Annotated in this window: 10 protein-coding genes and 1 pseudogene (1 of these 11 cut by a window edge); 6 read left to right on the plus strand and 5 right to left on the minus strand. The window is 38.4% G+C overall.

Going from position 1 to position 10,033, the window contains the following annotated elements; translation table 11 throughout:
• Positions 1–1,470 (minus strand): phosphoglucomutase (locus L652_RS0116795; protein ID WP_024603568.1); only part of this gene is annotated, 1,470 nt, incomplete at its 3' end.
• A gap of 9 nt (positions 1,471–1,479) precedes the next feature.
• Complete coding sequence (seqA, locus tag L652_RS0116800; protein WP_024596869.1) at positions 1,480–2,076, minus strand: replication initiation negative regulator SeqA; 597 nt, start codon at positions 2,074–2,076, stop codon at positions 1,480–1,482.
• A 220-nt stretch (positions 2,077–2,296) separates the two neighbouring features.
• Here seqA and L652_RS0116805 point away from each other — a divergent pair, with 220 nt between their 5' ends.
• The 5 genes from L652_RS0116805 (at position 2,297) to fur (ending at position 4,834) form a co-directional block, all read left to right on the plus strand.
• Positions 2,297–3,064, plus strand: coding sequence for an alpha/beta fold hydrolase (locus L652_RS0116805; protein WP_002962931.1), 768 nt, complete (start codon positions 2,297–2,299; stop codon positions 3,062–3,064).
• 95 nt (positions 3,065–3,159) lie between these two features.
• On the plus strand, positions 3,160–3,381 hold the full coding sequence (locus tag L652_RS0116810) for a DUF2788 domain-containing protein (RefSeq protein ID WP_002962930.1): 222 nt from the start codon (positions 3,160–3,162) through the stop codon (positions 3,379–3,381).
• 2 nt (positions 3,382–3,383) lie between these two features.
• A complete protein-coding gene (ybfE, locus tag L652_RS0116815; protein ID WP_002962928.1) occupies positions 3,384–3,662 on the plus strand; it encodes a LexA regulated protein in 279 nt (92 codons plus the stop codon).
• 14 nt (positions 3,663–3,676) lie between these two features.
• A complete protein-coding gene (gene fldA, locus L652_RS0116820; RefSeq protein WP_007586856.1) occupies positions 3,677–4,204 on the plus strand; it encodes a flavodoxin FldA in 528 nt (175 codons plus the stop codon).
• Between the two features lie 186 nt (positions 4,205–4,390).
• Entirely contained in the window at positions 4,391–4,834 is a 444-nt protein-coding gene (gene fur, locus L652_RS0116825) for a ferric iron uptake transcriptional regulator (protein ID WP_002962922.1), read from the plus strand.
• A gap of 274 nt (positions 4,835–5,108) precedes the next feature.
• On the opposite strand, the gene glnS is transcribed toward fur, so the two are convergent.
• Positions 5,109–6,767 (minus strand): glutamine--tRNA ligase, encoded by a 1,659-nt coding sequence (gene glnS, locus L652_RS0116830; RefSeq protein WP_024596870.1) that lies wholly within the window; start codon positions 6,765–6,767, stop codon positions 5,109–5,111.
• Between the two features lie 218 nt (positions 6,768–6,985).
• Between glnS and L652_RS0116835 the strand changes: the two genes are divergently transcribed.
• Positions 6,986–8,056, plus strand: a complete 1,071-nt coding sequence (locus L652_RS0116835) for a DUF3083 family protein (RefSeq protein WP_024596871.1) — start codon at positions 6,986–6,988, stop codon at positions 8,054–8,056.
• Between the two features lie 58 nt (positions 8,057–8,114).
• Here L652_RS0116835 and sucD read toward each other — a convergent pair whose 3' ends face one another.
• Positions 8,115–8,987, minus strand: a complete 873-nt coding sequence (sucD, locus tag L652_RS0116840; protein ID WP_002961811.1) for a succinate--CoA ligase subunit alpha — start codon at positions 8,985–8,987, stop codon at positions 8,115–8,117.
• Positions 8,987–10,033 (minus strand): annotated as a pseudogene (sucC, locus tag L652_RS01000000124025) (ADP-forming succinate--CoA ligase subunit beta); it runs 121 nt beyond the window's last position. The gene sucD and the pseudogene sucC overlap by 1 nt, the downstream one beginning before the upstream one ends.

Below are 10,033 nucleotides of genomic sequence, written 5' to 3' on the forward strand. Positions count from 1 at the left end.
ATCATTACCTGGTGCATGAGTCAATTTTTGCAAAATAGGCTCGCCAGCAAGTGTATCTGCTTTAACATCAGAAGCACTCAATGCTTTTAAACGTGCTTTTTGACCGCTTGTGGCTGGTGCATCTAGGCGTTTATAAATTGGAGAACCAAACTCTTGTTCTAATTCTTTATAAAGCACTGATGGCGTTTTACCTGTCACAGCCAAAATCTCTGCGGCTAATAGACCCATAATGAAGCCATCTTTATCTGTACACCATACAGAGCCATCAAAACGTAAGAATGCAGCACCTGCGCTTTCTTCGCCACCAAAAGCAAGCTTGCCTTTGCTTAAGCCTTCAACAAACCATTTAAAGCCTACGGGTACTTCTTTTACTTTACGATTATTGCGCGCTGCTACTTTATCGATCATAGAGCTAGAAACCAGTGTTTTACCAATCTCTACTGTTTCATTCCAATCACGGTGTTTAAGTAAGTAATCAATTGCCACTGCTAAAAAGTGGTTTGGATTCATTAAACCATCTGGCGTTACAATACCGTGACGATCGTAGTCAGGGTCGTTACCAATAGACACATCAAAATCATCTTTTAATGCAATAAGGTTCGCCATTGAATAAGGTGATGAACAATCCATACGAATTTTGCCATCTTTATCAAGTGGCATAAAAGCAAAACGTGGGTCAACAACATCATTAACGACGGTTAAATCTAAATTATATTTTTTAGCAATAACAGGCCAAAAATTAATACCTGAACCACCTAGTGGATCGATACCAATTTTGATACCTACATCGCTAACGGCTTTTAAATTAACGATATTTGCTAAATCATCAATATAAGGAGTCATTAAATCTTCGTAGCGAATAAAGCCTGAACGTGAAGCTTTAGCGAATGGGAATAACTCAACTTCAACCAAGTCTTCTAATAAAAGTTGATTTGCTCTGTCTTCAATCCACTTAGTGACGTCGGTATCAGCAGGTCCGCCATTAGGTGGATTGTATTTAAAGCCACCATCTTCAGGAGGGTTATGTGAAGGCGTAACAACAATCCCGTCTGCAAGCTCATTTGGGTGCAGCTTGTTATGGCTAACTATGGCGTGGCTGATAACTGGCGTTGGTGTAAAGTCACCGTTTTCTTGCGTTATCACTTGCACTTCGTTAGCAACTAAAACTTCAATAGCTGAATTAAATGCAGCCTCACTCAGTGCGTGTGTGTCTTTACCTAAAAATAACGGACCAAAAATATCATTTTGTTTTCTATAATCACAAATAGCCTGAGTAATCGCTAAAATGTGTGACTCGTTAAATTTAACATCGTAAGAACAACCACGGTGGCCTGATGTACCAAAAGCAACACAATGCTCTGGATTTTGTTCAAGATCAGGTTCGTTTAAGTAATACGCAGATACTAATTTAGGTACGTTAACCAGTGCTGATTGTGGAGCAGTTTTGCCTGCGCCTGAGTGAATAGCCATTATATTTCCTTACAGGTAATCGCGAATTTTTTCAGCTTGCTCTGCACTATATCCAAGGCAAAGAGCAACTTCATGAAGCATCATTTTTTTACGCGTTGTATTAGAATTTGTCATAACCCAATATTCACTATCAGTTATGTTTTTAGGGTTCATACTACTACCGCTATTTACTAAGGCTTCTTTACTAGTAGCAAAGTAAACACGGTCACGCCCTTTAATATCTAGTACAGCCGAAAAATCAGATTTATGTGTGCGGTAAAATGCACTTAAAATAAACAAAAAGCGCCCAACAACACCCTTCTGCATTGCCAGCTCTTCTTTATTTAATACATTAAAAACATTATCGCTTTTTTGCTTCACGGGTGCGTGAGCTACAGGCGTTTGTTTTTTTGCAGTCTCAGCAGCAGGTAGCTCTGAGCTTTTTAATGTGGCGGTAGACGTAGTCGCAGTTTGATTATTTTGAGTTAGTTCTACGTTTGCGGTTTGAATTTTTTCGCCGCTCAGATTTAATAAACGACGTAAAATAGTGGATGCACTTTCACCAATACTTTGCGTATTGCTTGCAATATACTGATATAACTCGTCGTCTATGTCGATTTGTTTCATGTTCTTCCTGTCATTACGGGTCACATTTTTTTCTCCCGTGTGATTATACCCAAACCAATCAGAAATGCGAGTTACAACAAGCACTCCCGTAAACATATTAATATTTACTAGATTGTTGTTGATTTAACAAACAAAAGCCCAATTTAATAAATAGTCGCTGTATTTTTTGCTTTTTAGAGCAATGCTCGGCAAACTATGGCGAAATTTTCAGGAGGCGTGTATGCAGTTAAATTACAAGCAACAAGGGCAAGGCCCTAATGTTATTTTGATCCACGGACTTTTTGGATCATTAGAAAACCTAAATGTAATCGCAAAACCATTAAGTGAACACTTTAATGTTATTAACGTTGATTTACGCAACCACGGGCTTTCTCCTCATAGTGATGAAATGAACTACCCTGCAATGGCTCAAGATATTGTCGAGTTATTAGCACATTTAAACATAGATAAAGCTCATTTAGTTGGTCACTCTATGGGTGGGAAAGTCGCAATGGAATTAGCACTAACACACCCTGAACTGGTAAATAAATTGGTTGTACTTGATATCGCACCTGTTAGTTACCCTGCTCGCCACACAAAAATATTACAAGCATTAAAAGCAGTTTCAACGCAGTCAATAGACGATAGAAAGCAAGCTGATGCAATTATGCAGCCTTATATTGAAGAGCTGGGGGTTCGACAGTTTTTACTTAAAAGCCTCGCTAAAAATGAAGAAGGTCATTTTGCATGGCGATTTAACCTAAATGTGCTTGACGAAAAATATTCGACAATTACGTCCAATGTTAATGAAAACAATTCTTGTTTATGCGATACTCTTTTCATCAAAGGTAATGATTCTGACTATATATTGCCCGAGCATCGTACTGCAATTACAGCACGCTTTAAAAACACCAAGGCTAAAATTATTCATGGCGCAGGTCATTGGCTTCATGCTCAAAAGCCTCTTGCTGTTAATAAAGCGATAAATGACTTTTTAACTGCGGTTTAAAGCAATTTTAATCGCGTGTTTTTAATTCAGCGCACTAAATATATGAATATTTATATGCTATAGTACGCGCCGTTTAATTTAAAGGTTATACGTTGATGGTCAGTCAGTTAATTAACGAATTTGATACCCTAGGGTTGTATTTTGGCTTAGCCGGTATTTTCATATTCATCGGCATGGCAATTAAAGACGTACTAAAAAGTGGCAATGTGCCAAAGTTCGGACAATACATTGTTTGGGGCGTGCTCTTTTTAGGTTGTTCAGGCTTTATTGCTAAAGGGCTTATTCAAGTATTTTGGCAAGGCGCAGGTGTAGGTTAAGCATGGCGAAGTCAGAAACAGATAGAACTACACTCGATTTATTTGAATACGAAAAACGCCCAGGCAGACCTAAGACCAATCCCCTTTCTCGGGATATGCAGTTAAAGGTAAATAAACGTAATCAAATAAAAAGAGATAAAGCACGTGGTTTAAAGCGTGTTGAATTTAAAGTTTCATCGCAGTTATATCAAGCATTGAGTGATATGGCAGATGCACAAAATATTAGCCGCAGTGCGCTGATTGAAACGATTTTACAAGAAAGATTGGCTATTGATACATAAAAGGTTTTAAATCCATGGCAAGTGTAGGCATTTTTTTCGGAAGTGACACAGGTAACACAGAACACGTAGCAAAAATGATCCAAAAAGAATTGGGTAAAAAGCTAGTGGCTGTTCATGATATTGCAAAAAGCTCTAAAGAAGAGATTGCTGAATTTGATTTAATCTTATTCGGTATCCCTACTTGGTACTACGGTGAAGCTCAATGTGACTGGGATGACTTTTTTCCAGAACTTGAGGAAGTAGACTTTGAAGGAAAACTTGTTGCTATTTTTGGTTGTGGTGACCAAGAAGATTACGCTGAGTACTTTTTAGATGCAATGGGCATGATCAACGATATTGTTACTGAACGTGGCGCTATTGTTGTGGGCCATTGGCCAAGTGAAAGCTATGACTTTGAAGCCTCTAAAGGAATGGCTGATGATAAGCACTTTGTAGGTTTGGGTATCGACGAAGACCGTCAACCAGAGCTTACAGAACAACGTGTTAAAGCATGGTCTGCTCAAGTATATGAAGAAATGTGTTTAAGTGAATTAGCAGACTAATTTACTGCATATATCGCTAGCTGTTTAAATAATTATCAAACAGTTAGCGTTTTAAGCTTTAGTGGCAATATATATCAATTGTTCTTTGCACTTAACGCTTAGGCACGTTATCCTGTTTGTTGCTAATGTGTCGTGTACATCTTTGCAAGATGTCTAGTATAACCAAATAAAATTGAGACAGATTTAATGACTGATCATAACTTGGAACTTAAAAAAGCCGGTTTAAAAGTAACTTTACCGCGTATTAAAATATTAGAGATTTTACAATCTCCAGATAACCAACACATCAGTGCTGAAGATGTTTACAAAATTCTTTTGGATCTAGGTGAAGAAATTGGTCTTGCAACTGTATACCGCGTACTTAACCAATTTGATGATGCGGGTATCGTAAGCCGTCATCACTTTGAAGGCGGAAAATCAGTATTTGAACTTTCTGGAAGCACTCACCACGATCATTTAGTATGTTTGAAATGTGGCAAAGTGGTAGAGTTTGAAGATGACATGATTGAGCGTCGTCAACTAGAAATTGCTGAAGAAAATGGTATTACTCTTACAAACCATTCTTTGTATTTATACGGTGAGTGTAATGATAAAGCAGCGTGTAAAGAATTTAGCGACGCTAACAGCTAATATCGCTTTTAAAAGCAATAAAAAAACCTGCTAAGTGCAGGTTTTTTTTGTGCCTAAAAGACAATAGTAATAAATATACCCAGTAAATCCTGGGTATATTTTAAGTATTATACCAATCCGCAATAATATTTAATCATTTTGCGGGGCTAAACGTGTCGCTACCTGCGTTAAAAAATGCTCATTTAGAACAACTAAATAGCGAATTTTTTGCCTAGCTATCAACACGTTTTTCCAGCCTCAAAATAGATCACTTAATCAAGCGAATTGGTATTACTTATTGAGTTTTAGACCATGAATCGCGAAGACCCACTGTTTGATTAAATACAACGTTCTCTGATTTAGAATCACGAGAAAAATAACCTGTACGCTCAAACTGAAAGCCCTGCTCTGCTTGTGAATTAGCAAGCGATGGTTCTAATTTAGCATTAGGTAAAACAACCAGTGACTCCGGGTTTAGCGTAGTTTCAAATTCCTCTGCAGCTGCTGGATTTGGTACGCTAAACAAGCGGTCGTATAAACGAACTTCTGCACTAATAGACTCTGGTGCTGAAACCCAATGAATAACACCTTTTACTTTACGACCATCACTTGGGTTTTTACCAAGTGTTTCGCTGTCGTAAGTACAGAAGATAGTTGTGATTTCGCCATTTTCGTCTTTTTCAACACGCTGCGCTTTAATAACATAAGCACCACGTAAGCGTACTTCTTTATCAAGTACTAAACGTTTGAATTTGTTATTCGCTTCTTCTTTAAAGTCTTCTCGTTCAATATAGATTTCACGAGTAAATGGAACATCACGACGCCCCATTTCTTCTTTATTTGGGTGATTAGCCACTGATAAAGTTTCAACTTTATCTGCATCGTAGTTTTCAATAACGATTTTAACAGGATCGAGTACAGCCATTGCACGTGGTGCATTTTCGTTTAAGTCTTCACGGATACAGGCTTCAAGCATGCCCATTTCAACCATATTCTCTTGTTTTGTTACACCAATACGCAAACAAAATTCACGGATTGAACCTGGTGTATAACCACGACGACGTAAACCTGCAATAGTAGGCATACGAGGGTCATCCCACCCTTCTACATAGTTATTTACTACTAGATCATTTAGCTTACGCTTTGACATAATAGTGTATTCAAGATTTAAGCGCGAAAACTCAATTTGCTGTGGGTGACACTCTAAACTAATGTTATCAAGTACCCAGTCGTATAAACGACGGTTATCTTGAAACTCTAATGTACATAATGAATGTGTAATACCTTCAAGCGCATCAGAAATACAATGAGTGAAGTCATACATTGGGTAAATGCACCACTTGTCAGCTGTTTGATGATGATGAGCAAAACGTACACGGTAAATAATTGGATCGCGAAGCACCATAAATGAGCTTGCCATATCTATTTTAGCACGCAGTACACATTCACCTTCTTTGAATTCGCCAGCGCGCATTTTCTCAAATAACGCTAGGTTTTCTTCAACTGAAGTATCTCTATAAGGACTGTTTTTACCTGGCTCTTTTAATGTACCACGGTACTGTCGTGCTTCGTCTGCAGTTAAAAAACAAACGTACGCTAAGCCTTTTTCAATAAGCTCTACTGCGTAACCATATAAAGTATCAAAATAGTTAGAAGAATACTTTATGTCGCCATCCCAATTAAAGCCTAACCACTGTACATCCTCTTTAATAGAGTTAACGTAGTTAATGTCTTCTTTTTCAGGGTTTGTATCGTCAAAACGTAGGTTACATAAACCGTTGTAGTCTTTTGCGATACCAAAATTCAAACAAATTGATTTGGCATGGCCAATATGTAAAAAACCATTTGGTTCAGGTGGAAAACGTGTATGCGTTGTCGCATGTTTGCCACTTGCTAAGTCTTCATCAATTCGGGTTCTAATAAAGTTACTTGGGCGATTCTCAATTTCCGCCATAGGAGTGTGATCCTCTAAATATTACGTAATAACAAAACTAATGCATTATTACAAAAACATACACTAACATACAGCAATAGATTAAGGTTTATTTTAGATATTGATTAACTTTAATCCACTTGTTCAATTGTTTATGAATAAAATTTGTTTTAACGCAACATTTAGGTCATCAAAGCCAATTATAGTAGCTAAATAACCTACTTTATAAGGATTCTAAGATGGCGACACTTAATCAACACCGTGTATATATTCCAACTAATGCACGCGCTAACCACTATTTATTGGCTGAAATAATACCTAATGAAGCATTTTATAATAGCTTTAGCACTATAAACTGTTGCTACGAGCGTATTGCACGTCAATTATTTGCATGTTGTGATGAGTATGAACTGCATAATGTACATTTATTAGCAAACGATAAACTACCGGTTGTACGCTTTCATGATGAGTCATATCAACTAGAAACCGACAAGCAGATGTTGTTTTTTTATAATCCTCGTTATCACGAAGCACATAAAATTTATTACTCATCAGATATAAAAAGTAAGAAAATACGTTTCTTGTTTTTAGCCACGGGTGAAGACTTACGTGCAAACTCAGCTTTGTTTCACAATAGAGTACAAAAAGTATTGACCCTTTTACAAGAACAGTTATTTATAAATCAGCCCCAATTTAAACTTCGCGATCACCAGCATCTAACTTACGATTTATTTGCTAAAGATAAGGGAAATAAAGAGAGTTATGGATATAAACTCAGAAGCCTCTACCCTCGCTATCAATCAAGGCAATGTAATATTCCTAGTGACTATGCTGAAATGACTTACGCAACATTTACCATTGCGGTTTCTCGGGCCATCAAAACACAGTTTCAAACAATGGTGAACAATAACGATGTGGAAAAGTTTTATGATTACTTTGCAGATAGTTTTAAACGCGCATGTGAACAAAACAAATTAACACACGGTGCAATGGTAGCTAATGGCGCAATACCCATTGTCCGAAACAGTAAAATAGATAAAAATGAAGGTAATGCAGAGTTACAAAAGTTGAGCTTTGATGTTGAATCAAATGAAAATCAAATTAAGTATTTTTATGAAGCAACAAAATTAGTAGAAACACTACATTTTGTTATTGTCGCAACGCAGCAGGATAAACATGAAATTGGTTATGGCCGCTTTATGAACCAAGTAGAGAAAACAATTCATGCATTATGTAACGAGCTGGCTATAAATAAACAACGACAGGATTTGTCTGTACGCTTTTTTCAGCATATTAGTTATCCGTTCTAAATTTACCTTAATAACAAAAAGGCCCGCATAAGCGGGCCTTTTCAGAGGAAACAAGCAATTACCAGCCTGTTTTCTCTTTAAGTGCTTTACCGATTTCAGCAAGTGAACGTACAGTTTTTACGCCCGCAGCTTCTAATGCAGCAAATTTCTCATCAGCAGTACCTTTACCGCCTGCGATGATTGCGCCAGCGTGACCCATACGCTTACCTTCTGGTGCAGTAACACCAGCAATGTAAGATACTACAGGTTTAGTTACGTTAGCTTTGATGTACTCTGCAGCTTCTTCTTCTGCAGTACCACCAATTTCACCAATCATTACGATTGCTTCAGTTTGTGGATCTTTTTCGAACATTTCTAAAACGTCGATAAAATTAGTACCTGGGATTGGATCACCACCAATACCAACACACGTAGACTGACCAAAACCAGCATCAGTAGTTTGCTTAACCGCTTCGTACGTTAAAGTACCAGAGCGAGAAACAATACCTACTTTACCAGGTTTGTGGATGTGACCAGGCATGATACCAATCTTAGTCTCACCAGGAGTAATAACACCTGGACAGTTAGGACCGATCATACGAGTACCTGTTTGATCTAGTTTAACTTTAACGTCAACCATATCAAGCGTAGGGATACCTTCAGTGATACAAACAATCAGCTCGATGCCAGCATCGATAGCTTCTAAGATTGCATCTTTACAGAAAGGAGCTGGTACGTAGATAACTGAAGCAGTTGCGCCAGTTTCTTGAACAGCATCACGAACTGTGTTGAATACAGGAAGACCAAGGTGCGTTTGACCGCCTTTACCTGGGCTTACACCACCAACCATTTGTGTGCCGTACTCAAGCGCTTGCTCTGAGTGGAAAGTACCTTGGCCACCAGTGAAACCTTGACAGATAACTTTTGTATCTTTATTGATTAATACAGACATTATTTGCCCTCCGCAGCAGCAACAACTTTCTCAGCAGCGTCTGTTAGTGATTCAGCAGCAATGATATCTAGACCTGAGTTCTTAAGAACTTCACGACCTAATTCAGCATTAGTACCTTCTAAACGTACAACTACAGGTACATTTACGCCAACTTCTTTAACTGCGCCAATGATACCTTCAGCAATCATGTCACAACGTACGATACCGCCAAAGATGTTTACTAAAACAGCTTTAACATTATCGTCAGAAAGGATGATTTTGAATGCTTCAGAAACACGTTCTTTAGTCGCGCCGCCGCCAACATCTAGGAAGTTAGCCGGTTTGCCGCCGTGTAGGTTTACGATGTCCATAGTACCCATTGCTAGGCCTGCACCGTTAACCATACAACCAACATTGCCATCTAGCGCAACGTAGTTAAGCTCGAAGCTTGCTGCGTGTGCTTCACGTGCATCTTCTTGAGATGGATCGTGGAACTCACGGATTTTAGGCTGACGGTAAAGTGCATTACCATCAATACCGATTTTTCCGTCAAGACAGTGAAGGTTACCTTCGTCTGTAATTACTAACGGGTTGATCTCAAGTAGTGCGAAATCAAAATCAGTAAACATGTTACCAAGACCCATAAAGATCTTAACAAACTGCTTCATTTGTACTGGGTTAAGACCCAATTTGAAGCCTAGCTCACGTGCTTGGTAAGCTTGAGGACCCACTAATGGATCAATTTCAGCTTTGTGGATAAGCTCTGGTGTTTCTTCTGCAACAGTTTCAATTTCAACGCCGCCTTCAGTAGACGCCATGAAAACTACTTTGCGAGATGCACGGTCAACTACTGCACCTAGGTACAATTCGTTAGCAATGTCAGTACAGCTTTCAACTAAAATTTTAGCTACTGGCTGGCCTTTCTCGTCTGTTTGGTAAGTAACTAGGTTTTTACCCAACCAGTTAGCTGCAAACGCTTTTACTTCGTCGATAGTTTTTACTAGCTTTACACCGCCAGCTTTACCACGTCCACCTGCGTGAACCTGAGTTTTAACAACCCACATATC

The organism is Pseudoalteromonas sp. TB25 (genome assembly GCF_000497995.1).
Taxonomy (GTDB): Bacteria; Pseudomonadota; Gammaproteobacteria; order Enterobacterales; family Alteromonadaceae; genus Pseudoalteromonas; species Pseudoalteromonas distincta.